The sequence below is a fragment of the Niastella caeni genome (genome assembly GCF_004834005.1).
Taxonomy (GTDB): domain Bacteria; phylum Bacteroidota; class Bacteroidia; order Chitinophagales; family Chitinophagaceae; genus Niastella; species Niastella caeni.
On record NZ_STFF01000006.1, the window covers coordinates 124,282 to 148,458 of the forward strand.

Sequence of the window (24,177 nt, forward strand, 5' to 3'; positions counted from 1 at the left end):
TATTAACTTATCAACTTTTCACTATGCGCGCTATTAAAGCAAAATACATCAACGAACTGCTGGATACGGAAAACGATCACCTGAAGAAAATGAATGAGATCGTTTTGCAATCGATAGAACAGGAAAAATTACTGCTGCAGAACCTCAGCCAGCCGCAGGATGAAGAATTAACAATGGGCCAGCGCCTGGCCGACCGGGTTGCCCGCTTCGGCGGAAGTTGGAAGTTCATCACCTGGTTTGCAGTACTGCTATGCATCTGGATCTTCATCAACCTGCTGCTGACAGGCAGGCACCGGTTCGATCCCTACCCGTTCATTTTACTTAACCTGCTCCTCTCGTGCCTGGCAGCCATACAGGCCCCGGTAATTATGATGAGCCAGAACCGGCAGGAAGAAAAAGACCGCAAACGCAATGAGAACGATTACCAGGTGAACCTGAAAGCGGAGATCGAGATCAGGACCCTGCACCAGAAAATGGACCTGCTGATGCAGGAACAATTTAAAAAGCTGATAGAATCACAGGCCGAGCAGATCAGGCTGCTGCAGGCGATTGTAAGGGAAGAAAAGAGGAAATCTAACTAGCTAATGTAATAATGGTTACCGGAAAACGCCTGGTACAAGTTGCAGGTTTCAAGGGTAGACTGTTACCTGTGAGGCCGAAACATGAAGCCATGAAACCTGGAACTTGAAACATATTCTTTCAATGAGGAAGTATCATTTTAACAATTGGCATCCAGCAAACCGGCAACCGATAACCGGCAACCGGTAACAAGCCCTGGAACCTGTAACCGGTAACAACAAAAAACGCCGCCCACCCGGAGCGACGTTTAAACCCTAAAGAAACCGACCTGTTTTAGTGCTTTTTATGATGTGTTGTATCTGTAGTTTTAAACCGACGGTAATAATACTTTTTTCATAAGTGAATTTAAAGGTTGTTTGGAATTGTATTGACGATGTGAAAGTATTTAAATGTGTTACCCGGGAGAAATTTTAAAGCCTGCTTAACCGGTGATTAACAATAACCGCTGCTTGCCGGTCTGTTGCCATCTTCGTAACTTTCCTTAACAAGTAGTTAACCAGATAATACAAAATGTAAGGATAATGGGTAGCAATTTTGCCTATAGGAGTTTATCAGATTTTATGCGATCATCAACACTTAGATGGCTGGTATTAGTAGCCAGTATTTTAATAATACTGATCCTTGCTGTGCAGTTGTTCTGGCTTAATAAAGTGTATTCATTCGAACAAAAAACATTTAATACAAATGTTGTCAAAAGCATCCGCGGCCTGTATGAAGACCTCGACCTGGTTGATACCCGTGCCATCCATTTACAGGACCTGATAGAACATCCCAATACCGATAATTTTCTGTTCAGGGTCGATAGCCTGTATTCTGAAGATACCATTGCCTTTTACCTGAAACACGAACTGAATGATTTTGACGTACTCACCGACGTTCACATTGGTTATTACAATGCCGGAAACCCCAATTTCAAGAATACTGCCTACATCACAGCAGCAGCTTCGCGGTACAGCCCTGATGCGGTGAACCTGTCTGTGGTGAAACGCAATTACAATTATATCCTGCTTTACTTTCCCCACCGCAAAAAATATATTTTACAACAAATGAATTTCTGGTTCATTAGCAGTGCGGCGTTATTTATAGTGCTCATAGGATTGGCGGTGATGCTGTTCTTTTTTTACCGGCAACGGTTCCTGGCAGAAATACAAAAAGATTTCGTGAACAATTTTACCCACGAATTTAAAACGCCGCTGGCCGTAATGAAGATCTCAGCAGAAGTGCTGCTGAATGATAAGATCACAACACAACCCGACCGCTTGCGGAAATATGCCACCATTGTTGAAAACCAAACCCAGCACCTGCAGAACCAGGTTGAACGGTTGCTACAGATTGCCCGGAGCGACAGACGCGATTTGCCCATTCAGAAAAAACAGGTGCCGGTAAAAGACCTCATTGAACAGGCCGTTGCCAAAATGCAACCACTGATAGATGAGAAAAATGCAGAGGTGAGCATTCCAATAGAAGAAGAACAAAATATTGAGGTATCTGCCGACCGTGCCCATCTTGAACTGGCCATTGTGAACCTGTTGGAGAACGCCCTCAAGTATTCGGCTAAGCCACATATTATTGTCACTACCGGAAACGAGGAGGGTAATATTTACATCTCCGTTAAAGACAACGGTATTGGTATTGAGAAAAAATACCAGAAGAGCCTGTTCAAGAAATTTTACCGCGTACCCACCGGCGATGTGCACAACGTAAAAGGATTTGGATTAGGGCTGAATTTTGTAAAAAGGATTATCGATGCCCATCATGGCACCATTAAAATAAACAGCCTGCCCGGTATAGGAACCGAGTTCAGGCTTATTCTTCCAGCAACTGTAAATAGCTGACCATGCTTACAAAAAAAGTAAAAGTATTATTAGCCGAAGACGATCTGTCTTTAGGATATGTAATCAAAGACAACCTGCAGGATGCAGGCTACGAAGTGGTATTATGTCCCGATGGACAAACCGCTATTGAAAAATTCGACAAGACGCAATATGATATTTGTCTGCTCGACGTGATGATGCCCAATAAAGACGGGTTCACCGTGGCAAGAAAGATCCGACAGCAGAGCGATATGATCCCGATACTATTCCTCACGGCCAAATCAATGGAGGAAGATAAAGTAAAAGGCTTCCTTACCGGCGCAGATGACTACATTACCAAACCCTTCAGTATGCAGGAACTGTTGCTGCGGATGGACGTATTTGTTCGCAGGACCCGGAAGCTGCATGCCGAAAACATCCAGGAGTTCACTATTGGCCATCTGAAGTTCTCCTATACCGATCTGAAATTGCATGCGCCTGCAGAAACCTATACGCTCACCCAAAAAGAAGCAGACCTGCTTAAGTTCCTGTGCGAACATGCCAATCATATTTTAAAGCGGGATGAAGTATTGCTGAACGTGTGGGGAAAGGACGATTATTTCCTGGGCAGAAGTATGGATGTGTTCATGACCAAGCTACGCAAATATTTCAAGGCCGATCCCAATATTATGCTAGAAACCATTCATGGGGTTGGGTTTAGGTTCAATGCAGCGGTCAGCTAAATGGTTTGTAGTTTGTGGGTTATTGTTAGTGGTTAACCCGCGATTCGGAGTGTCAAAATGATTTGCAGGCTGCCGCCCGCATTTCATTAGCACGGCTTGTCCCGATGCGTGGGGATTAGCATATTAGCTCATTTCGCCTTCGATGCAACTTCTTTATACGCCGTGGTCAAAATATCAACAAACATATCTTTCCGCACTTTCTTCAGGTCAACGAGCGTCCAGCCCTGTTTACCCCATTTATTATCTACCGGGTAAATGATGGTCTTGTCGAACGCACAAAAAACCGATTGATCAATTTCCGACAGCTTAACACAAACAATATGACTATCGGTGGCGTGCGTAGCAAAGATCTTTTTCTTCACCCTGAAAGAAGTCTTTTCAAAGTGAGGCTGTTCTTCCGCCCCGGGAAAGGAAAGCGCCAGTTGTTTGAAAGTTTTAATATCAACCATGAAACGATCGGTTTCCTATACCGCGAACGAAGTGCCGCAGCCACAGGTTTTACTGGCATTGGGATTAGTAAATGTAAAGCCACGGGCGTTTAAACCATTGGCCCAGTCAATTTGCATCCCTATCAGGTAAATGCCATGTGATTTATTCATGATAAAGGTCTGCCCTTCGAATTCAAAAACTTCATCATCGGGTTGTTTGTCGTCAAATCCCAGCACATAAGAAAGGCCGGAACAACCACCTCCTTTCACGCCAACCCGTAAGAACTTGGCGGAATCAAACTCCGGGGCGCTCATCAGGCGACGGATCTCAGAAAGGGCACCGGCGGTAAAGCTCACAGGAACGGTCGTTGTCATTTCCATACTTGAATCATTTATATTGCAAAATTACGATAAAACGGGTTACCGGATGCCAGTTACCGGTTACCTATTGCCAGTTGGTGTAAACAGGCATCTGCAATCCGTTCGTTCCTATCGCAGAATGCTGAAATGGCTGCTGGGCTCTCGAATTTCAAGGCCCTGAAACCTGCCTGCCTGCCGGCAGGTTTGTAACCTGAAACAGTCTCCTGGAACCTGTAACCTGTAAAAGCTCATTACCTATCCGTTTAAGCAACTTATTATTAAGAACTTAAAACTTTAACTCCCCTTTAGGGGCTGGGGGTAAAACTGTATTTTTGCTCACCTAAAACCAAATGAATGCGATTAACTACCACCCAATTGGTAATTTCACTGCTGATTGCCTTAACTCTCGGCGGCTTCCTGGCCTATGCACTTTGGAAGCAGCGTAAAGAAGCAAAGCAATTGCTTGACGAACATGAAAAGAAAGTAAAAGCTGCTGGCCCCGCCGCTACCCAACCCCTGCAGCTACAGGCCTATGAACGTTTAATGTTATTGGTAGACAGGATTGCTTTGCCCAACCTCATTAGCCGCACCAACCAGACCGGACTGAGCGCCAAGGAAATGCAAGCTCTGTTAACCATGCAGGTACGTCAGGAATTTGAATACAATGTTACCCAGCAGATCTATGTATCGCAGGAATCATGGGAAGCAGTACGTAACCTGAAAGATCAAAATATACTCATCATTAATCAGATCGCTTCTTTTTTACCAGCCGAAGCCACTGGCCAGGACCTCAGCCGCAGCATTTTGGAAATGCTGATGCAATCGCCCAAGGCGTCGCTGCACAATGTTGTTGCCGATGTACTGAGCTATGAAGCGAAGAAACTGATGTAAGAGGTAGGAGGTAAGAAGTAAGAAGGTTACCAATTTTGTACATTACTTCTGATCTCAAACCTCAGGACTTGTATTTCGTACATCGTACTTCATACTTCCTACTTCTAAAAAACAGTCATGCCAGATAAAAAAATATATACCGATAGCGCCATTGAAATAAAAGGGGTGTACACCGCAGCCGATGTGCCGCCCATTGATCAGCCAGAAATGCCCGGACAGTTCCCGTTTACGCGCGGTGTGCAGGAAGATATGTACCGCGGTAAACTATGGACCATGCGGCAGTATGCCGGGTTTAGTACAGCGGAAGAAAGCAATAAACGGTATCACTATCTATTATCGCAGGGCGTAATGGGTTTGAGCGTGGCGTTTGACCTGCCCACCCAGATCGGGTACGACAGCGATCACCCCCTCGCCGAAGGCGAAGTAGGGAAAGTGGGGGTTGCCATCGACAGCATTGAAGACATGCAAACCCTTTTTAAGGGCATCCGGCTCGAAGATGTTTCTACCTCCATGACCATCAATGCCACCGGTTACATTTTGCTCTCGCTATATGTAGCGCTGGCCAAACAACAGGGAGCAGACCTGAAAAAGATCTCCGGTACCATTCAAAATGATATTTTAAAAGAATACGCTGCCCGGGGTACGTATATCTATCCGCCTAAGCCTTCCATGCGCATCATTACTGATATTTTCGAATGGTGCAGCAAGGAATTACCGAAATGGAACACCATTTCCATTTCGGGTTATCATATTCGCGAGGCAGGCAGTACAGCCGTTCAGGAAATAGCTTTCACTTTAAGCAATGGGAAAGCTTATGTAAAGGCCGCGCTCGAAAAAGGACTCGACATCAATGTATTTGGCCGGCGGTTGTCGTTCTTCTTTAATTCGCACAATAACCTGTTTGAAGAGATCGCCAAATTCAGGGCTGCCCGTCGCATGTGGGCCAATATGATGAAAGAACTGGGCGCCACCGATCCCAAAGCGATGATGCTTCGGTTTCATACTCAAACCGGCGGTAGCACCTTAACGGCACAACAACCACAAAATAACATTGCCCGGGTTACGGTGCAAACACTGGCAGCGGTGTTGGGCGGAACACAATCGTTACATACCAACGGCTTCGATGAAGCGTTGAGCCTGCCTACCGAAGAAGCGGCCCGCATTGCTTTGCGTACACAGCAAATTGTAGCTTTTGAAAGCGGTGCTGCCGATACCGTTGACCCCTTGGCCGGTTCTTATTATGTAGAAGCGCTGACCACCGAAATAGAACAGAAAGCCTACGAGTTGATCGCCACTATCGATGCTATGGGCGGCAGCGTATCGGCTATTGAAGAAGGATTTATTCAGGATGCCATTGCCCGCAGTTCGTACGAGTATCAACGAAAGATTGAGAATGGCGAGAAAATAATTGTAGGCGTTAACAAATTCCAATCAACAGATAAAGATACCACCCCGGTATTTAAGATAGATGATTCCATTCGCCAGGTACAAAGCCAGCAACTGGCTGCCCTGCGCAATAACCGCGACCCGGCCAAATGCGACCAGGTTTTACAGGGATTGTCTGATAAAGCCGCCTCCGGTGAAAACATTATGCCCACCGTTATTGAAGCGGTTGAACAAAAATGCACGCTCGGCGAAATTGCCGATACGTTGAGGGAAGTGTTTGGGGAATACAGATAGTCAACGTGCTAATGCCTGGCCGTGGCTTGCAACTTGAAGCGTGTAGCTTGCAGCGGTTTTCTCGTTTCACCAAACAAATTGCTTACTGCTCAACAAACTGTTACCAGTCAACCGCACAACATACGTACCATGTGACACTGCATTTAATGGTAACGCAACCGTATGCACGCCGGTTTCCAGATCAAGGGTTCGTTTTTGCAGTACCGCGCCATTCATTGATAGAACAGAAACACTATAACTACCCTTTTCAGGGACCTGCAATGACGTTAACAACGATTGCCCCTCGATGCTGGCATAATGGATCAACCCTTGCTTTATGGCTTTGTTATTAACCTTTACCAGCCATGAAAAATAAGTCCAGCCGGTTGGTTCGTTTACTTTAATACGATAAAAAACCACCTGTGCATCACCAGGCGACTGGTTATCTTCATAACTGTATGAACCGGCTGCTTTGCTTGCTCTTTCAGTAAACCGGTTGATCGTTGTAAAATCGGTTCCGTTCACCGAACGCTCTACATTAAACACACTGCCTTCATGCACATTATTTACCTGCCATTTCACTGCGATATTTTTATCATTACCCCGCAATGCCTGTATGCCTGTTAATGTAAGTGGCAAAACCTGACTGGCCCCCTGAATGCTGATATTATCCAGCACCAACCGGTTAAGGCCACCACCGCCTGATATATTGACATTGTATCCATATAAACGAAAAGTGACAGTGGTATAAACATTTAAAAAACCGCTCCCCAATGTAACTGTATAATTGCTGGCACTGCTCGTTAAACTGTTGATGGAAAGATCTGCAGCATAACCATCAATGCTTGAGCGGAGGCTCCAGGAAGTTGGTCCCGAACCAGATGCACCTGTGGTACTGCGCCGGATGCGCACTATAACACTGGAAAGATCTAACTGATAACCGGCATTCGGACTAATGCTGAACTCTAAATATGAACTGGTATTAATGGCGCCGGAGGGCCAGCCGTTCTCGCCATAATATTCAACGCTGCCATGAAAAACCTTTGTGGGAATGGCTCCACTGAAATCGGCATTAGAAACGGTGTTATATGTACCGCCGGTTCCTGTTAAAGTATTATTGAAAGTCCAGTTACCTATTGTTTGTGAAAAACAGGAGAGGGCTAAGAATGTAAGCAGTATTAAACCGCATACCTGTTTATTGATGGCTATACACCATAACGGTCTTTTGCCAATTATGGTAGTTTTTAATATAGGGACGGGCATCTCTGGACGGTTTTCGGGATTAAAACACTTAATAAACGATAAATATATTTGCTTATTACATATCTGGACATCAACCCATTATAAACAAGATAAGTGCTATATAAAGTAGATTAAAAATCATATGTTTAGTCTCAATCGCAACTCATAATTTTTTTCTACATTCAGGAAAATAATCCAGCATGCAGTTCAAGCAGTCAACCGGATGGATCCTGTTACCTATTCTATTAATTTGCATAACAACCACCAACGCGCAACAAAACAAGCAAACAGTTATTGAACAGAAGGCTACAGCCATTCTACCCAAAGTCATTGAGTGGCGCCGTTATTTGCACCTGCATCCTGAATTATCGAATCGCGAATACAAAACAGCAGCCTACATCGCTGATCATCTTAAAAAGTTAGGACTTGAAGTGCAAACCGGTATTGCTAAAACCGGCATCGTAGCCATATTGCGAGGCGGCCAGCCGGGCCCGGTAGTAGCCTTGCGCGCCGATATGGACGCCTTGCCAGTAAAGGAGCGCGTAGACATTCCCTTTAAATCTACCGTGAGAGCGGAATACATGGGCGATACTGTTCCCGTGATGCATGCCTGCGGTCATGACAGTCATGTGGCCATGTTGATGGGCGCGGCCGAAGTATTATCATCCATTAAAAAAGACGTACCCGGTACCGTTAAATTCTTTTTCCAACCTGCCGAAGAAGGCCCGCCCGGTAATGAAGAAGGCGGCGCGCCATTAATGGTAAAAGAAGGCGCCATGGATAATCCTAAAGTAGACGCTGTATTTGGAATGCACATTGAATCGGATATTGAAGTAGGCACTTTCGAATACAAACCCGGTGCGTTTATGGCATCATCTGACTGGTTTACCATTACCATAAAAGGAAAACAAAGTCACGGTTCACAACCCTGGAAAGGCGTTGACCCAATTGTAGTAGGTACGGAGATTGTAAATGCGCTGCAAACCATTGTAAGCCGGCAATCGGAGTTAACGAAAGCGCCGGTAGTTATTACAGTTGGTAAGTTTCACAGTGGGGTACGGCCGAATATTATTCCTGAAGAAGCGGTGTTACAGGGAACCATCCGTACGCTGGATAGCAAGATGCAAAAAGAAACACATGACCGCATTCGCAAAATGGCCACCACCATTGCATTGGCCATGGATGCTACCGCAGAAGTTACCATTGATACCAAAACCCTGGTTACCTATAATGATCCGGCATTGGTAAAAATGATGGTGCCTACGCTGGAGAGGACCGTGGGAAAAGACAATGTAAGAGAACGCGAATGGGTAACCGGTGCTGAAGACTTTTCATATTATGGGGAGAAAGCGCCTGCCTTTTTTATTTACATCGGCGGCATGCCCAAAGGGGCCGATAAATCAAAAGCGCCGCCACACCATACGCCTGATTTTTATATCGATGACAGCCGGCTCGATGTGGGGGTAAAGGCATTCTGCAACCTGGTGTTTGATTATGCGAAGGGGAACGCTAAACGCTAAACGCGGAACGCTTTATGAAATATGGTAGATTTGAACTAAATATGCTTTCAGCTTTCTGCGTTAAGCTTTCTGCACGCTGCTTTTCTACTAACTTAAGGGATAGTATCCTACTGTAATGGAATGTATCTTGTAGTGTCAGACTGCCTTTGAATAAAACCAAAATAACCAGTATGAGACCCCAGCAGGCCACCCTGGCGCAGATTGTATTAGTTCTTATTTTGATCCTTACAATTGCTTTAACACCAGCTATCCGGGAGTTTATTTTCAATAACAAAGAGTGGCTGATAGTGGTAGTGTGTATAACAGGCATCGTATTCATACAAGCGCTTAAGACCATTTACAGCGCAGAAAAGCGGTTAAAATCGAAAATAAAACAGCAAACAGAATCACTTAATGCGTCCGTACTCTCCGGCAGCTTTAATAGCCGGTTATTGAAAGACTTTGTGATCCCGGAGTTATTCGAACAAAACCCCGATGCATGTATAGCCCGGTTGCATGCATGCGGCATTTCGATACACGACATGAAGAGCTTGCAAATTGATCAGAACATTATAGCCCGGTTAGAATTATTCTATTACCTGGGAAAGGCCAAAGAACAACAGGATCTGCTCAATGCCGCTAAAAAAGCAAATGGGGATACTGTTAATACCCCCATTTTAAAAGAGATCACCGGTGAAACAACAGACAACTCATCATCCTATACGCTGCGCCCTGTTTCCGCGTGATTGTATATGCTGTTTTCAAAAACTTTCATTCTTATTTCTTTACTTCAACATTCTGTATTCATCATTCAAATATTCGATATTTTCTATCCTTTCTTCTGTTCCTTAGCCCATGCATCTTTCAGGGTCACGGTTCTGTTGAATACCAGTTTTTCTTCAGAGGTATCTTTATCCAGGCAGAAATATCCTTTCCGTAAGAACTGACAGCGATCGCTGAAACGGATATTCTTCAAAGAGGGTTCAGCATAAGCACTGCTGATCACCTGTAATGAATCAGGATTGAGATAATCCTTAAAATCGCCTTCTTCACTGGCCGGATTTTCTACCCTGAACAAACGGTCATACAGGCGTACTTCAACGTTAATGGCCTGTGCTACGCTCACCCAATGCAAGGTGCCTTTTACATGAATGCCTGAAGTATCGGCGCCGCTTTTACTTTCCGGCAGGTAAGTACAACGCAATTCGGTTATTTTACCGTTGCTGTCCTTCACCACTTCGTCGCACCTGATTATGTAAGCGCTTTTCAATCGCACCATTTGTCCGGGCGCCAGGCGGAAGAATTTCTTTGGCGGATTTTCCATGAAATCTTCCCGTTCGATGTACAATTCGCGGCTGAAGGGAATTTCCCGGTGCGATGAATTCGGATCTTCCGGATTGTCTTCGCTGGTAAGCATCTCAACCGACCCATCGGCAGCGTAGTTGGTCAGCACCACTTTTACCGGATCAAAGACCACCATGCGACGCAGGGCGATCTTGTTCAGGTGCTCGCGCACACAAAACTCCAGCAGCGACACATCGATCATGTTCTCGCGTTTTGCGATCCCTATGCGATCGCAAAACTCACGAATGCTCTCCGGTGTATAGCCAGCGCGCCGTAAGCCGCTGATCGTTGGCATCCGGGGATCATCCCACCCACTCACATGTTTGTCATTTACCAGTTGCAGCAGCTTTCTTTTGCTGGTAACAGTATAATTCATATTGCGGCGGGCAAACTCGTATTGATGCGAGGGATAGATCTCCAGTTTTTCTATCAGCCAGTCGTACAACTCACGATGTGGCACAAACTCCAGCGTACATATGGAGTGCGTAATATGTTCAATAGAATCACTTTGACCATGCGCCATATCGTACATGGGATAAATGCACCATTTATCACCGGTACGGTGATGATGGGCATGTTTAATACGATACAGCACGGGGTCGCGCATCAGCATATTAGGATGCGTCATATCTATTTTAGCACGCAAGGTGCGGGAGCCGTCGGCAAACTCACCGTTCTTCATGCGGGCAAACAAGTCGAGATTTTCTTCAATGGAGCGGGAACGAAAGGGACTGTCCTTGCCAGGTTCGGTAGGAGTGCCTTTCATGGCGGCAATTTGTTCGGAAGTAGAGTCGTCTACATACGCCAGCCCTTTTTGTATAAGCTTGATAGCGTATTCATACATCGTATCAAAATAATCCGATGCATACAATTCATTCTTCCACTCAAAACCCAGCCAGCGAATATCGTCTTTAATGCTCTCCACATATTCCGTATCTTCTGTTACCGGGTTGGTATCATCAAAACGGAGATTGGTATAGCCGGGATACTTTTTGGTAAGCCCGAAATTTAAACAGATACTCGAAGCATGGCCAATATGCAAATAGCCATTGGGTTCTGGAGGAAACCGGGTTACAATAGACTTATATTTACCCGATTTCAGATCTTCTTCAATGATCTCTTCTATAAAGTTCAGACTTTTTTCTTCCGGTGTGGTGATCTCTGCCATAACTCAATAAATTGAATTTGGCAAATCTACGTAATTCCGGGGTCTGAATATCAAGGCAAATGGTAGTTAGCGACTACAATCTTTGTACAAGGATCTGTTGTATCATTTTTGATTCGGTAGACAGCTCAAATTTGTGGTTTGCTTTGTCTTTGTTGTCGCGGATGACAATCACCAGTTTACCATTATCAACCGGAGCTCTGAAAACTTTATTGAAGTTTTTGCCGGTAAAGCTGGCACGGTACAGGTTGTCGCCATTAACATCATATACCAGCACATCGAAACGGCCTCCATCGGCATTTTCAAATTTTACATTGAAATAAACCTGGCCTTCTTCCATTTTCAGGCATGATACAGAGGCGTTCTCATCATCATCAAAAGCTGTATCAGAAACTTTGGCCGTTGCAGAAGTAAGGGTTACAAGAACCACCAGCAACATAATTGCGATTTTCTTTCCTAAAGAAAAGGCGTTGAGCATGATTGTTTTCATATTCATTTGTTTTTAAGTACAAAAAATAATAATATGAAAGCAAATCGTTTAAAAATAAGGGCAAGCCGTTGATTAACAAGAGAAGACAAGCAGCGTTGAGTGAGAGGAGTTAAAAAAGAGCAATTCTTTTATTATACAAATTTATACAAAAAACGGGAAAAAGTAACCCTAAAGTATAACTTAGGGAATAAATAATATTTTGGTAATATAAAGCCGCGTCAGCGTCTCAGCAGGCGATTCTGGATCAACTGCTGTAAAACAGCCTCTCTTTCAGTCCGGCTTATGGGAATATGATGTGTGCCGATGGTGATGTCATTGCCTTCAATACTTTCAACCTTATTGGCGGCTACGATATACGATTTATGCGTGCGGATGAACCGCCCGGCCGGTAAATGGGTTTCTATACTGTGAAAAGTGAGATAAGTGATGTATTTCTTACCAGTTGTATATACCGCCACATAATTCTGCAAGGCCTCTACAAACAAAATATCATCGTACCCTATTTTTACCAGCTTGTTATCGCTCTTTATAAAAAAGTAATCCGGTTCGTCGGGTACCGCAGGTTGTGTAATGGCTTCCTGCACGCTTCGCGCTTTAGATACCGCCTTCCAGAAACGTTCAAACGAAAACGGTTTTAACAGATAGTCGATCGCATTCCATTCAAAACCTTCTACTGCGTATTGCGGATAAGCCGTCGTAAAGATCACCATCGGGGGGTGTGATAAGGTCTTTAAAAACTCCATGCCTGTCATTTTCGGCATTTGTATATCCAGGAACAACAGGTCGATTTTTTCCTGCCTTAACAGGTCAGCCGCTTTTAAGGGATTATCAAACTCACCGGCCAGTTGCAGAAAGGCAGCATCCTGTATATATTCCTTTAACCCCTTGCGGGCTATAGGCTCATCATCTATTATAACGCACCGGAGTGTCATGACAAATGCAGGTTGAGTTCAATTTTAAAGGTATGCGGATTGTTCGATATTTGTAATGTATGCTTACCCGGATACAATAATTCCAACCGGCGCTTTACATTGGATAAACCGATTCCGCCCTTAGGCTCGGTACTTCGCTGCTGATCGTCCTTCGAGTTCTCAACAATAAAAGTAAGGGTTCCGTTTTGCCGCTGCAGATTGACCTTTATAAAATTTTTTTCATGGCTATAATGTGAAATATGCTTGAACGCATTCTCCACAAACGGGATCAGCAATAGCGGGGTTATACGGAACCCTTTTACCTGCTCCCCTACCTCAATACCAACTTCGTACTGCTGGTCTTTTCGCAGTTCCTGCAATCGTATATAATCCTGCAGGTAATGCACCTCTTTTTCAATTTCAATGGTAGGGTTGTTACAATCATAGAGTTGATATCGCAACAGATCAGACATTTGCAATAAAGTAGTACGTGCGTCGCTGTTCTGTTTATCAATTAAAAAATAAATCGTATTTAATGAATTGAATAAAAAATGCGGATTGATCTGCGACTTTAAAAAATTCAACTCCGTTTCGGCTTTTTCTTTAGCCATTTCACCCAACCGCCGTTGAACGCCGGCATAATCTATCAGCAGCTTAATAGCCGCCCCGGTACTAACCAGTAAAAAATGCGGGATCACATTATCGTATACCCGCACTTTAAACCGGTCCCAGATATCGAAAGAGATATTCAACAGACCAGCTTCTACATACATTTTTGTAATGCTGAACGTAAAAACAAGCGCGATAAAAGTTATGGCGAATAAGAAATACCTTTTTTTATACAGCAAACGAGGGATCAACAGGTAATTGGTAATATAAACCATGAGGGCCAGGTCGGCCACTTTTATAAAAGTAATATACCATCCTTTGCCGGCGGGATAGTCCTGGTACCGGAAAAAATGCCACCCTAAAAAGAGCAATCCCCATCCCAGCAAATGATGCAGGTAATAACGTTGTATAAAACGGGTGGTTTTCATACATCAAATTAAATATACAAAATCGGCACCGGATAAACTGTTTACACTTATAGCGTCTTTTACTTGATGAAATGCTTTAAATGAACCTAAAATCATATGAATTGCGATGGGCGAATCATTAATTGCTCCTCTTCAGGGAGCCGGGGGTAAAAGAAAAAAGAGCTGTAGAAACAGCCCTTTACCATTAATCAATAACCTATGAAAAACACTATTTAATTATGTAAGTCAAAGATATACAGCAGAATGCCTGCCTCATAATCAATTCGATGTTTGAATATAAAACCCCGATGAATCATGCCTAAAAACCGATAAGCTATTATTGGCGGGCGCCAAATAAGAGGCTGCCGATGCGTACCAGTGTGCTTCCTTCCTCTATAGCAACCTGGTAATCACTGCTCATACCCATGGATAAAATATTGAATTGGTTAAGCCAGGGCAGGCTTGCACAATGATCGAACAGCAGTTTGAGGTATTTAAATTCTTTACGAACCAGGTCAAGATCATCGGTGAGAGAAGCCATACCCATTAAACCTGCTACTTCTACATTTTTGAGCTCATTTAAGAGCTTATATTTATGAATAGCATCCATTATTTCCATTAACTCCAGCTCATTAAACCCGAATTTTGTTTCTTCCTGGGCAACATGCACCTGCAACAGGCAATGGATCACACGGTCAGCTTTACGCGCCTGTTTATCTATTTCCAGTAATAATTTGTAGCTGTCTACCCCATGGATCAAATGCACAAACGGGGCAATGTATTTTACCTTATTCGATTGCAGGTGGCCGATAAAATGCCAGCGGATATCGTTGGGTAATACCAATTGTTTTCCGGCCAGTTCCTGTACATAGTTCTCGCCAAAATCGCGCTGGCCCTGGTCATACAGTTGCTGTATATCCTCTACCGGTTTGGTTTTTGATACCGCAACCAGTGTAACCTGTTTAGATTGTAATTGCCCGTTAATGTTCAGGAATGCTTCTGTATTAACCGCCATCAATAGTTCTGTTTAATCAATGATACAAACAATACCTTACAGTTCGCCGCAAAGGTAAGTTGTATGGCGGAATTGATATTATTGTATTCCATTATCACATTAGCTAATTATCACATTAGCTAATTATTTCAATATGGATCTGCTGATCACAATCCTTTGTACTTCGCTGGTTCCTTCATAGATCTGGGTGATCTTGGCATCGCGCATCAGGCGTTCTACGTGATATTCCTTTACGTAACCATAACCACCATGTACCTGTACCGCCTCCACGGTGATCCACATGGCTGCTTCGCTGGAAAACACTTTGGCCATAGATGAACTTAATGTATAGTCGAGGTGTTGATCTTTTTCCCATGCCGCTTTTAAACACAATAAACGCGCGCATTCCACTTTGGTGGCCATATCGGCCAGTTTAAACTGAATAGCCTGGTGGTGCATGATCTCTTTACCAAAAGCCTTTCTTTCTTTTGAATATTTCAATGCAAGCTCATAAGCGCCGCTGGCAATGCCCAATGCCTGGGAAGCAATTCCAATGCGGCCGCCGGCCAGGGTCTTCATGGCAAAAGTGAACCCGAACCCATCGCCGCCAATACGGTTCTCTTTTGGCACTTTAACATCAGAAAATGAAATACTGTGTGTATCACTACCGCGTATGCCGAGTTTATTTTCCTTGGCGCCAACGGCTACACCGGGCCAGTTCTTTTCTACAATAAATACATTGATGCCTTTGCTTCCTTTGGAAACGTCTGACTGCGCCATTACCAGGTATATAGATGCAGAAGAACCATTCGTGATCCAGTTCTTGGTTCCATTTAATAAATAATAATCGCCTTTATCTTCTGCAGTGGTGTGTTGCGATGTAGCGTCGCTGCCGGCTTCCGGTTCGCTCAATAAGAAAGCGCCAATGTGCAGTTCACCGTTTTTGCGGCCCTGGGCCAATGGCACGAGGTATTTTTGTTTTTGGTCTTCTGAACCGAATTTCTCCAGTCCCCAGCAAACCAGGCTGTTATTTACGCTCATGCTTACGCTTACGCTGGCATCCACCTTACTGATCTCTTCCATGGCCAGTACGTAGCTGATGGTATCCATACCGGCGCCGCCGTAATCAGGACTCACCATCATACCCATAAAGCCCAGTTCAGCCAGCTTCAGGATCTGTTCACGCGGAAATTTTTGATGTTCATCGCGTTCTATTACCCCCGGCAGGCATTCGTTTTGAGCAAAATCGCGGGCGGCCTTTTGAATCATTAAGTGTTCTTCAGTAAGTTGGAATTGCATATCGCGAATTTAATAATTGGCCGCAAAAATAATAGAAATCATTACAAGAAACTAACATTCGTTCGTGTTAATTTTAGGGGATTGCCTATATTTGAGTTCTCCCTGCTTACCACTTTGACTCTCTAATAATTAGAATAAAAAAAATTAATATAAATGTCTCGTAAAGAAAAAAAAGTAGTTCAGGTTACTTCAGAAATTGGCCGCTTACGACGATTGCTGGTGCATAGCCCGGATAGTGGCCTGGGAAAGGTAGTACCTTCAAAAGCGCAGGACTGGTTATTTGAAGATATTGTTCACCTGGAAACCATGCGCAAAAAAGAGTATGATTATTATACCAAGGTCCTTTTGTACTTTTTAGACCCTCAAAAGATCAGAGGGGTATTGCACAAGATAGACGCGCCTGAGAACAATCGCGATTTTTACAAACCCGAGAAACCGGAATTCTTCAGATCAGATAAAGTGGTGGAACTGGAATGGTTGCTGGCCGACATACTGGAAGACCAGGAAATTAAACTGAAGCTCATAGCGTCGGTATGCGCCGTAGAAGGCTGCTCCTATGCTACCCAGAACGAATTGCTTGAACTATCGCCCCGCCTGTTGTCGAAAACGATTATCAGCGGCACTATAGAAGATGAACGCCTGCTCTTTCCGCCTATCCCCAATTTTATTTTTACCCGCGATATTGGCATTGTTATCAATGATTATGTATTGCTGAACAAACCGGCTAAAACAGCCCGCCTGCGCGAAGCTTTGCTGGCTAAATACATTTTCTTTAATCATCCTTTGTTTGAAAGCTATCGCGATAACATCCTCGAAATTCCTGATACCGCACACCATTTCCTGTTGCCCCGCGATGGCGATGAGAAGAAAGTAACGCTTGAAGGCGGTGATGTAATGGTGGTACATAAAGACCACTTACTTATTGGCATAAGCGAACGCACCACCATGGAAGCAGCCCGGCAGGTAGTGAATATGCTGTTTGCAAAGAGTATTGTTAAAAAGATAACGATCATTAAAATTCCACGCCGCCGCGATTACATGCATATTGATACCATCTTTACGCAGGTAAAACGCAACGTATGGGTAATGCTGGGCGCCTTCAGTAAAAAAGTAATGAAGCACGAAGGTGCCGACCCGGTAGAGCGCATCCTGGAAGGCCCTAAAAAAGAAGACAAGATCAAGATCATTCAGTTTAAAAAGAAAGATCCGGAGAGTCCTGTTTACTACGACAACCTGGAAGAACTGTTAACCGATATCAGCGAGAACGACCTTGAATGCGATCAAAAAGTAAAGTTCATTTACTCAGGCAATAACCAGTTCCCGTTCGATACCCGTGAACAATGGACTGATAGCTGCAATCTGTTGGCGCTGAAAGAAGGCGTAGTGCTTGGTTATGATCGCAATGATAAAACAGTGGAAGCATTTCGCGAAGCTGGTTTTACTATTGTGCATGTAAAAGAATTACTCGATCAATTTGAAAAGGAAGAAACAACACCCGAAGAACTGGAAGATACGCTCATTCTGATACCATCGGCGGAATTATCGCGCGCCCGCGGCGGTTTTCATTGCATGAGCATGCCCTTATTGCGGGAAGACATTGATTAAAAGAATTCAGACGTCGGGGCTTCTAATTTCTGACTTCCGACATCAGACTTCAGACTTCATTTTCTATGCAAACAACATCACACATATTAATGATAAGGCCGGTTAATTTCGGGTTCAATGCCCAAACGGCCGTAAATAATGCCTTTCAGGTTGCAGGCTCCGGTATAGCTGCACAGGAAAAGGCCGAGTTGGAATTTGATAATTTTGTAACGGTGCTTCGCTCGAATGGTGTTGACGTAACCGTGATCGATGACACGCCCGAGCCGCATACACCCGACTCTGTCTTTCCCAATAACTGGATCTCGTTTCACGATCACAATACCATTTGCTTATACCCCATGTTTGCAGAAAATCGGCGGCAGGAACGCAAACCAGGGGTCATTCAACAAATACAACAAACGTTTACCATAACAAACACCTTCGATTTCACGAGTTATGAAAACGATCAATTATTCCTGGAAGGCACCGGTAGTATGGTGCTCGACCGCGATCATAAAATAGCGTACGCCTGCTTGTCGCCCCGCACCCATCAAAAAGTGCTGGATGATTTTTGCAGGACGATGAATTACCGTCCTGTGTTGTTCACAGCAGTAGATAGTGCTGGTAAAGCCATTTATCATACCAATGTAATGATGTGCGTGGCAGACCGGTATGTGGTCATTTGCCTGGAATCATTGCCCAATCATGCAGAATATAAAATGGTGCAGGAAAATATCGGTAAATCGGGCAAGGAGTTGATCAACATCAGCTTTGAACAAATGAATCACTTTGCAGGCAATATGTTGCAGGTGGAGAATAATGCCGGCGAGAAATTGCTGGTCATGTCGAGCCAGGCTTTTAAATCATTAAAGCCTGAGCAGGTAAAGAAACTGGAAAGCTATAACCGTATACTGCATGCGCCGCTTACAACCATTGAAACAAATGGAGGCGGAAGCGCAAGGTGTATGATGGCGGAGATTTTTCTTAAAAAGAAAATTGCAAATCATTGAGGCATTGAGATATAAAGTAGTTACCGGATGCCGGGCTGAAAACAAGTACAGCTTAACTGTTGGCAGGCATGCTGAAACTTAGGACCTGGCAACCGGAAACTGGTAACTGACACATTCACCATTAACGATTTAACCCATTAACTCAAGTCCCTCATCAAACGTCATCGGTTCATACCCCAACTCTTTTCTTGCCTTCTCAATAATGAACCCTGTCTTTAATGGCCGGCGGCCTGGTTGTTTAAAGGTAGAAGCATCAACTTTTACAATCTTCGTGGCATCGAGCTGAAAGGTATGCGCCGTTTTAATGGCGATGTCGTACGGTGTTAACCAATCTTTACCGGAGATATGATAAATACCGGTCGCCTTCTTTTCAATAATTAATTCAATGCCTTTGGCCAGGTCTTCCACATACGTAGGGGTACGCAGTTGATCGCTCACTACCTGAATGGTCTTTCCCTGTTCCAGGCTTTCCTTTACCCAGCTTACAATATTACTGCGGGTGCCTTTTAATAAATTACCATACACCAGGCAGGTGCGCACGATGGAAAATGGTATGGTACTGGTTTGCACCATGCTTTCCGCCTGCAGTTTAGAGAACCCATACAAACTGATCGGCTTTGTATCATCTTCTTCTGCGTAATTTCCTTTCTCCCCATCAAAAACAAAATCGGTAGAGATATAAATGAAGTGACTGCTAAAAGATTCAGCGTCAGTTAAGATCTGTGAAGTGCCCTGTACATTGATGCGTTCGCATTGTTGCGGCCGCAACTCACAATCATCTACCTGTGTCATGGCAGCGGCATGCACTACTACATCAGGCTTTTCACGTTCCATAACTGAAAATGTTTCCAATGCATTCGACACATCCATTTCATAATAGGTGTAATTACCGGATGGTTGAAACGGTAATCGGGATTCGCCGCGGCTGGTGGCTATTACCTGATAATTTTTGTGGAGTAATAATTTGGTTAAATGCTGACCTAATAATCCATTCGCTCCCGTAATAAGTACTTTCATCTGTTAGTTTTTATTGATTTTTTGCCAGATGGAACTTACCCTGCCAAAACTTTCAGTTTCCCATATTTCTGAATGAAAATCCTGGCATGGACGTTTCATATATTTTTAAATTATTTCGTTTACTTTCATTCAATGCATACGGCGTGTTATGCTAACAAGAAGCTTCACTTCATGCGCATTTCTTTCTCTCACATTTATTATCTTGGAGCCTCAATAATTCGTTACCCTTCAATAGGATGAAGGGAACCCTTTTCCTAAATAAAACCACAATAATGATTAAAAAAAATAGTGTTTCGCAAAAAAAACATCATTTTACAAAACAATTTCAGTGTTTTCTTGACACAGCGTGTACTTAATACGTGTATCAAAACAAAACCTTATTTTTGGGCCGCCTTTCCAAAATTGGTAGATAGCCTTTATCGATTTCCTTGCAGATTCGAAGATTATTAAATAAAACAGATTTTATTCATGGCAAAAAAGGTGACTAAAATCGGTGTCCTTACTTCGGGAGGTGATTCTCCAGGTATGAACGCCGCCATACGGGCCGTTGTGAGAACCGGTAATTATTATGGATTAGAAGTGTTTGGCATTATGCGTGGCTATAGCGGTATCATTGAAAATGATATAATACCCATGCATTCGCGTAGTGTGGCTAATATCATTCAACGCGGTGGAACGATCTTAAAGACAGCCCGCTGCAAGGAATTCTTTCAACCCGAAGGACGTCAGAAAGCGTATCAAAACCTCAAAAAACTGGGCATTGATGGCCTGGTGATCATTGGCGGCGACGGCTCTTTCAGAGGCGCCGATATTTTCAGCCGCGAATTCGACATCCCCTGTATTGGCTTACCCGGTACTATTGATAAAGATATTGCCGGAACCGACTTTACCATTGGTTTCGACACTGCTGTAAATACTGCTGTAGAAGCAATTGATAAAATTCGAGATACCGCAGATGCACACGATCGTTTGTTCATTATTGAAGTAATGGGCCGAGATGCCGGCTATATTGCCCTGCACAGTGGTATTGCCACCGGTGCTGAACATATATTAATACCTGAACGTAAAACTGATATTGAAGAACTGGTTGAATCGCTTCAGGAAAAAGAACGCCGCAAAAAACTGGTGAACATGGTGGTAGTGGCCGAAGGTGATGAATTTGGCGGCGCCAATGAAGTAGCCAAAGTAGTGAAAGAACGCCTTCCGTTTACCGATACAAGGGTGTGCATTCTGGGCCATATTCAACGCGGCGGTTCCCCAACCTGTCTCGACCGCCTTATTGCCAGCCGCATGGGATACGCTGCGGTAGAATCCCTGCTCGAAGGCCGGCATAATGTAATGGTGGGTATCCTTAACAACCGGATGCATTATACCCTGCTTGAAAGAGCGGTGAAATCAAAACAAAAGATCAGCGATGAATGGATCAAGATCGTGAAGATCCTGGCCAGCTAATCAAACATACCATCAACCTGCATCGAATAAACCTGAATTTTAGAAACAAGAAATTAATACAATGGCAAGAGATTTAACCAAGTACCTGCACAATGAAATGGATAAGGAAGCAGGCATTCAACATAGTACACATAGAACCAAAATTGTAGCTACCGTAGGACCTGCCTGTGATACGTACGAAAAATTACTTGAACTGGTAAAAGCAGGGGTTAATATTTTCCGCCTCAATTTCTCTCACGGCACCCACGAAAACAAAGCCCAGATCATTGAACACATCCGTGCCATCAATTCAAAAGAACCTTACAACATTTCTATATTGGCCGATTTACAGGGCCCCAAATTACGGGTTGGTGAAATTGAGAACGGCGCTTTATTGATTGAACCCGGCGACATCCTCACTTTTACTTCTAAAGAAAAAGTAGTTGGTAATAAAGAAAAGATCTACGTTTCCTACCCCAACCTGCACGAAGATGTGGAAGTTGGAAACAAGATCATGATCGACGATGGTAAGCTGGAAGTGGTAGTGGTTGATATTACTAAAAACGGTGATGTTAAAGTAAGGGTAACCTATGGTGGTATTCTGCTGCCGAAAAAAGGGGTTAACCTGCCCGATACCAAAATATCACTGCCCGCTTTAACCGAAAAAGACCTCGTTGACCTTGATTTTATCATTGGCCAAAAGGTTGACTGGGTAGCGCTTTCCTTCGTTCGTAAAGCGGAAGACATCATAGACCTGAAGAGAAGATTACTGGAAGCCAAAAGCAAATCAAAAGTTATTGCAAAAATAGAAATGCCTTCGGCCCTTGTTGACCTGCGCAATATCATCCTTGAATCAGATGGCGTAATGGTGGCCCGTGGCGACCTGGGTGTTGAGCTGCCGGTTGAAAAAGTACCGATGGCGCAACGCGACATCATTCGTAAATGTATTCACCGCGCCAAACCGGTGATCGTAGCTACACAAATGATGGAAAGTATGATCGATCGCGTAAAACCCAACCGCAGTGAGATCACCGACGTGGCCAACGCCGTACTGGAAGGCGCTGACGCCGTGATGTTGAGTGGTGAAACCGCTACCGGCAAACACCCGGCCCTGGTGGTGGAAACCATGCGCAAGATCATTTTGGAAGTAGAGCGCACTGAATACCGCTACAACCGCGAAGAGGACCTGAAACCTTTACCGCACTCACCTTCTTTCCTGAGTGACGCCATTTGTTATAATGGTTGTAAACTGGCGAAAGATACCAAGGCCGACGCATTGATCGGCATGACGCAGAGCGGTTATACGGCTTTTGTGCTCAGCAGCTATCGCCCTTATTCGCCCTTATATATCTTCACGAAAGAAAAAACGCTGGTAAACCAGTTGAGCTTAAGCTGGGGTGTTCGCGCGTTCTTTTATGATGAAGAAGAAAGCCTGGACGATATCATGTTCGACCAGATCAAGATCCTTAAAGAAAGAGGATTTCTTAAGACCGGCGATGTGGTGGTAAACACAGGCAGTACGCCCGTTCACCTGCACATTCCAACCAACGTGCTGAAGATCACGAAAGTGGATTAAATATAAACTAGTAGCGAGTAGGAGTTGCCGGAAGGCCCCTACTCGCCACTTACTACTAGCTCCCGCCTATCAATTAAACTTCACTACTTCAAAATCTGATCCCTTCACCTTCCCCAGTTGTTGCAGGTCATCATTGTTCCAGCGCTCGTCGGGCGCCCCGGTGATATATAAATTGCTGCCGATATCGGCCAGTATCAATCCATACTTCTTCATTGCCTTTAAAATAACCTGGTTGGTGGCGGAATAGCTGCTGATATCAAAACTGCTTTTTAGGCGAATGCGGGCGCCAAAAGGTAATGAATACTGTCCGCCCGTACTGTTCACCAAATGCCGGGCAGGAGCTATATAGGCAGGTTTTACATTTGGTTTGGTTAATGTAAACCGGATGGGATGATCGATTTCGCCTTTTACAATTTCATCATATCGCACCAAACCGGGAAAGATAGGCAGTCCCGCAGCATCAGCCGAGGTCCAGCCTTCGGTACGCAGGGCATTTGTCTTTAGATCGAAAATAGCACCCGACGAAGCCTCCCAACGATTGTTGTTCACGGTAGCATTATACAACTCGTACAATATCCTGTTCTCCTTATCAACTGCGATCACATGCTTATCTCCTACCCCATTGCCTTCAATAGGTGCATTCAGGGGAATGGCATAAGGACCGGGATCACTTTCATTGCCGTAATTCTTATCAGTGGAATTAGCACGAAAGGTAACCGGGTATTTGGTTTGGCTTCCACATACCACAACATAAGGAATACCAATAGGCCCGCCTTCCCATAAACCGCTACCAAAATCGGCTTTTACCGAATAACTGCCCAATGCAGCAATGATCTGTGAATTATACGGGTCTACCGGGGATTGGGAAATGTCTTTATTCCAGGCATTATCTGCAGGAAAAATGGCGATGTTCTCTGCATCTGCTTTTTTGGCTGTACAATTCGTGGTACCGGTTGAATCGCCACCACCCGGGCCGCCGGTATTATTGTCGTTATCATTGTTTTCCTTTTTGCAAGATGAGGCTAACAGCACCAGGAAAACAAAAGCGGTTGCTGCTTTCACCGGAAGGATAAAAGTCTTCATGTTAAGTAGGATTTAATTGTGTTTTGACAATAATTAAGCCAATGTAGTTCAGGCCAGGGTTGA

General features: G+C 44.2%; 22 protein-coding genes. 11 read left to right on the forward strand and 11 right to left on the reverse strand.

Translation table 11 applies throughout. The features are described 5' to 3' along the window. Positions 1–23 precede the first annotated feature (23 nt). The 3 genes from FAM09_RS20975 to FAM09_RS20985 all read left to right on the forward strand — a co-directional run bounded on the left by FAM09_RS20975 (position 24) and on the right by FAM09_RS20985 (position 3,115). On the forward strand, positions 24–581 hold the full coding sequence (locus FAM09_RS20975) for a DUF1003 domain-containing protein (RefSeq protein ID WP_136579110.1): 558 nt from the start codon (positions 24–26) through the stop codon (positions 579–581). Positions 582–1,139: 558 nt separating this feature from the next. Then, positions 1,140–2,414, forward strand: a complete 1,275-nt coding sequence (locus FAM09_RS20980; protein WP_166437219.1) for a sensor histidine kinase — start codon at positions 1,140–1,142, stop codon at positions 2,412–2,414. 2 nt (positions 2,415–2,416) lie between these two features. After that, entirely contained in the window at positions 2,417–3,115 is a 699-nt protein-coding gene (locus FAM09_RS20985; RefSeq protein ID WP_136579112.1) for a response regulator transcription factor, read from the forward strand. Positions 3,116–3,243: 128 nt separating this feature from the next. Here FAM09_RS20985 and FAM09_RS20990 read toward each other — a convergent pair whose 3' ends face one another. Further along, positions 3,244–3,564, reverse strand: coding sequence for an MmcQ/YjbR family DNA-binding protein (locus FAM09_RS20990; protein ID WP_136579113.1), 321 nt, complete (start codon positions 3,562–3,564; stop codon positions 3,244–3,246). Positions 3,565–3,579: 15 nt separating this feature from the next. Beyond that, positions 3,580–3,924, reverse strand: coding sequence for a HesB/IscA family protein (locus FAM09_RS20995; RefSeq protein ID WP_136579114.1), 345 nt, complete (start codon positions 3,922–3,924; stop codon positions 3,580–3,582). 333 nt (positions 3,925–4,257) lie between these two features. On the opposite strand from FAM09_RS20995, the gene FAM09_RS21000 reads away from it, so the two are divergent. Then, on the forward strand, positions 4,258–4,794 hold the full coding sequence (locus FAM09_RS21000) for a DUF7935 family protein (RefSeq protein WP_136579115.1): 537 nt from the start codon (positions 4,258–4,260) through the stop codon (positions 4,792–4,794). Between the two features lie 117 nt (positions 4,795–4,911). Continuing rightward, positions 4,912–6,474: an acyl-CoA mutase large subunit family protein gene (locus tag FAM09_RS21005; RefSeq protein WP_136579116.1), complete on the forward strand. Its 1,563-nt coding sequence runs from the start codon at positions 4,912–4,914 to the stop codon at positions 6,472–6,474. Between the two features lie 66 nt (positions 6,475–6,540). Here the strand turns inward: FAM09_RS21005 and FAM09_RS21010 are convergent, their stop codons facing one another. After that, entirely contained in the window at positions 6,541–7,716 is a 1,176-nt protein-coding gene (locus FAM09_RS21010; RefSeq protein WP_136579117.1) for a T9SS type A sorting domain-containing protein, read from the reverse strand. Positions 7,717–7,895: 179 nt separating this feature from the next. Between FAM09_RS21010 and FAM09_RS21015 the strand changes: the two genes are divergently transcribed. Beyond that, complete coding sequence (locus FAM09_RS21015) at positions 7,896–9,215, forward strand: amidohydrolase (protein ID WP_136579118.1); 1,320 nt, start codon at positions 7,896–7,898, stop codon at positions 9,213–9,215. A 170-nt stretch (positions 9,216–9,385) separates the two neighbouring features. Beyond that, complete coding sequence (locus tag FAM09_RS21020; protein WP_136579119.1) at positions 9,386–9,940, forward strand: hypothetical protein; 555 nt, start codon at positions 9,386–9,388, stop codon at positions 9,938–9,940. Positions 9,941–10,023: 83 nt separating this feature from the next. Here FAM09_RS21020 and FAM09_RS21025 read toward each other — a convergent pair whose 3' ends face one another. The 6 genes from FAM09_RS21025 to FAM09_RS21050 form a co-directional block, all read right to left on the reverse strand. Continuing rightward, positions 10,024–11,706: a glutamine--tRNA ligase/YqeY domain fusion protein gene (locus tag FAM09_RS21025; RefSeq protein WP_136579120.1), complete on the reverse strand. Its 1,683-nt coding sequence runs from the start codon at positions 11,704–11,706 to the stop codon at positions 10,024–10,026. Positions 11,707–11,779: 73 nt separating this feature from the next. Beyond that, on the reverse strand, positions 11,780–12,193 hold the full coding sequence (locus FAM09_RS21030; RefSeq protein WP_136579121.1) for a hypothetical protein: 414 nt from the start codon (positions 12,191–12,193) through the stop codon (positions 11,780–11,782). 218 nt (positions 12,194–12,411) lie between these two features. Then, positions 12,412–13,125 carry a LytR/AlgR family response regulator transcription factor gene (locus FAM09_RS21035; RefSeq protein ID WP_136579122.1) on the reverse strand — a complete coding sequence of 238 codons (714 nt, stop codon included), beginning with the start codon at positions 13,123–13,125 and terminating at the stop codon, positions 12,412–12,414. Beyond that, complete coding sequence (locus tag FAM09_RS21040; protein ID WP_136579123.1) at positions 13,122–14,141, reverse strand: sensor histidine kinase; 1,020 nt, start codon at positions 14,139–14,141, stop codon at positions 13,122–13,124. Before FAM09_RS21040 ends, FAM09_RS21035 begins: the two co-directional genes overlap by 4 nt. Before the next feature lie 316 nt (positions 14,142–14,457). Continuing rightward, positions 14,458–15,135 carry a YggS family pyridoxal phosphate-dependent enzyme gene (locus FAM09_RS21045; protein ID WP_136579124.1) on the reverse strand — a complete coding sequence of 226 codons (678 nt, stop codon included), beginning with the start codon at positions 15,133–15,135 and terminating at the stop codon, positions 14,458–14,460. Between the two features lie 123 nt (positions 15,136–15,258). Further along, positions 15,259–16,413: an acyl-CoA dehydrogenase family protein gene (locus FAM09_RS21050; RefSeq protein ID WP_136579125.1), complete on the reverse strand. Its 1,155-nt coding sequence runs from the start codon at positions 16,411–16,413 to the stop codon at positions 15,259–15,261. A gap of 153 nt (positions 16,414–16,566) precedes the next feature. Between FAM09_RS21050 and FAM09_RS21055 the strand changes: the two genes are divergently transcribed. Both FAM09_RS21055 and ctlX read left to right on the forward strand, forming a co-directional pair. After that, positions 16,567–18,018 carry an arginine deiminase family protein gene (locus FAM09_RS21055; RefSeq protein ID WP_136579126.1) on the forward strand — a complete coding sequence of 484 codons (1,452 nt, stop codon included), beginning with the start codon at positions 16,567–16,569 and terminating at the stop codon, positions 18,016–18,018. 65 nt (positions 18,019–18,083) lie between these two features. Beyond that, positions 18,084–19,007 (forward strand): citrulline utilization hydrolase CtlX, encoded by a 924-nt coding sequence (ctlX, locus tag FAM09_RS21060; RefSeq protein WP_136579127.1) that lies wholly within the window; start codon positions 18,084–18,086, stop codon positions 19,005–19,007. A 129-nt stretch (positions 19,008–19,136) separates the two neighbouring features. Here the strand turns inward: ctlX and FAM09_RS21065 are convergent, their stop codons facing one another. Continuing rightward, positions 19,137–20,024, reverse strand: a complete 888-nt coding sequence (locus FAM09_RS21065) for an SDR family oxidoreductase (protein ID WP_136579128.1) — start codon at positions 20,022–20,024, stop codon at positions 19,137–19,139. A 468-nt stretch (positions 20,025–20,492) separates the two neighbouring features. On the opposite strand from FAM09_RS21065, the gene pfkA reads away from it, so the two are divergent. Together pfkA and pyk are read left to right on the forward strand one after the other, a co-directional pair. Beyond that, the gene (gene pfkA / locus FAM09_RS21070; RefSeq protein WP_136579129.1) at positions 20,493–21,476 is read left to right on the forward strand and encodes a 6-phosphofructokinase; all 984 of its coding nucleotides are present in this window, start codon (positions 20,493–20,495) and stop codon (positions 21,474–21,476) included. A 61-nt stretch (positions 21,477–21,537) separates the two neighbouring features. Continuing rightward, complete coding sequence (pyk, locus tag FAM09_RS21075; protein WP_208025623.1) at positions 21,538–23,031, forward strand: pyruvate kinase; 1,494 nt, start codon at positions 21,538–21,540, stop codon at positions 23,029–23,031. Between the two features lie 69 nt (positions 23,032–23,100). Here the strand turns inward: pyk and FAM09_RS21080 are convergent, their stop codons facing one another. Then, entirely contained in the window at positions 23,101–24,114 is a 1,014-nt protein-coding gene (locus tag FAM09_RS21080; RefSeq protein WP_136579130.1) for a hypothetical protein, read from the reverse strand. Positions 24,115–24,177 lie beyond the last annotated feature (63 nt).

Bases quoted from the DNA above. Each gene is read 5' to 3' on its own strand.
- FAM09_RS20990 (WP_136579113.1), bottom strand. From the start codon at position 3,564: ATGGTTGATATTAAAACTTTCAAACAACTGGCGCTTTCCTTTCCCGGG.
- FAM09_RS20975 (WP_136579110.1), top strand. From the start codon at position 24: ATGCGCGCTATTAAAGCAAAATACATCAACGAACTGCTGGATACGGAA.
- FAM09_RS21045 (WP_136579124.1), bottom strand. From the start codon at position 15,135: ATGGCGGTTAATACAGAAGCATTCCTGAACATTAACGGGCAATTACAA.
- FAM09_RS21010 (WP_136579117.1), bottom strand. From the start codon at position 7,716: ATGCCCGTCCCTATATTAAAAACTACCATAATTGGCAAAAGACCGTTA.
- FAM09_RS21030 (WP_136579121.1), bottom strand. From the start codon at position 12,193: ATGAAAACAATCATGCTCAACGCCTTTTCTTTAGGAAAGAAAATCGCA.
- FAM09_RS21065 (WP_136579128.1), bottom strand. From the start codon at position 20,024: ATGAAAGTACTTATTACGGGAGCGAATGGATTATTAGGTCAGCATTTA.
- FAM09_RS21015 (WP_136579118.1), top strand. From the start codon at position 7,896: ATGCAGTTCAAGCAGTCAACCGGATGGATCCTGTTACCTATTCTATTA.
- FAM09_RS21035 (WP_136579122.1), bottom strand. From the start codon at position 13,125: ATGACACTCCGGTGCGTTATAATAGATGATGAGCCTATAGCCCGCAAG.
- FAM09_RS20980 (WP_166437219.1), top strand. From the start codon at position 1,140: ATGCGATCATCAACACTTAGATGGCTGGTATTAGTAGCCAGTATTTTA.
- ctlX (WP_136579127.1), top strand. From the start codon at position 18,084: ATGCAAACAACATCACACATATTAATGATAAGGCCGGTTAATTTCGGG.
- FAM09_RS21080 (WP_136579130.1), bottom strand. From the start codon at position 24,114: ATGAAGACTTTTATCCTTCCGGTGAAAGCAGCAACCGCTTTTGTTTTC.
- FAM09_RS20985 (WP_136579112.1), top strand. From the start codon at position 2,417: ATGCTTACAAAAAAAGTAAAAGTATTATTAGCCGAAGACGATCTGTCT.
- FAM09_RS21025 (WP_136579120.1), bottom strand. From the start codon at position 11,706: ATGGCAGAGATCACCACACCGGAAGAAAAAAGTCTGAACTTTATAGAA.
- FAM09_RS21000 (WP_136579115.1), top strand. From the start codon at position 4,258: ATGCGATTAACTACCACCCAATTGGTAATTTCACTGCTGATTGCCTTA.
- pyk (WP_208025623.1), top strand. From the start codon at position 21,538: ATGGCAAGAGATTTAACCAAGTACCTGCACAATGAAATGGATAAGGAA.
- FAM09_RS20995 (WP_136579114.1), bottom strand. From the start codon at position 3,924: ATGGAAATGACAACGACCGTTCCTGTGAGCTTTACCGCCGGTGCCCTT.
- FAM09_RS21005 (WP_136579116.1), top strand. From the start codon at position 4,912: ATGCCAGATAAAAAAATATATACCGATAGCGCCATTGAAATAAAAGGG.
- FAM09_RS21050 (WP_136579125.1), bottom strand. From the start codon at position 16,413: ATGCAATTCCAACTTACTGAAGAACACTTAATGATTCAAAAGGCCGCC.
- FAM09_RS21040 (WP_136579123.1), bottom strand. From the start codon at position 14,141: ATGAAAACCACCCGTTTTATACAACGTTATTACCTGCATCATTTGCTG.
- pfkA (WP_136579129.1), top strand. From the start codon at position 20,493: ATGGCAAAAAAGGTGACTAAAATCGGTGTCCTTACTTCGGGAGGTGAT.
- FAM09_RS21055 (WP_136579126.1), top strand. From the start codon at position 16,567: ATGTCTCGTAAAGAAAAAAAAGTAGTTCAGGTTACTTCAGAAATTGGC.
- FAM09_RS21020 (WP_136579119.1), top strand. From the start codon at position 9,386: ATGAGACCCCAGCAGGCCACCCTGGCGCAGATTGTATTAGTTCTTATT.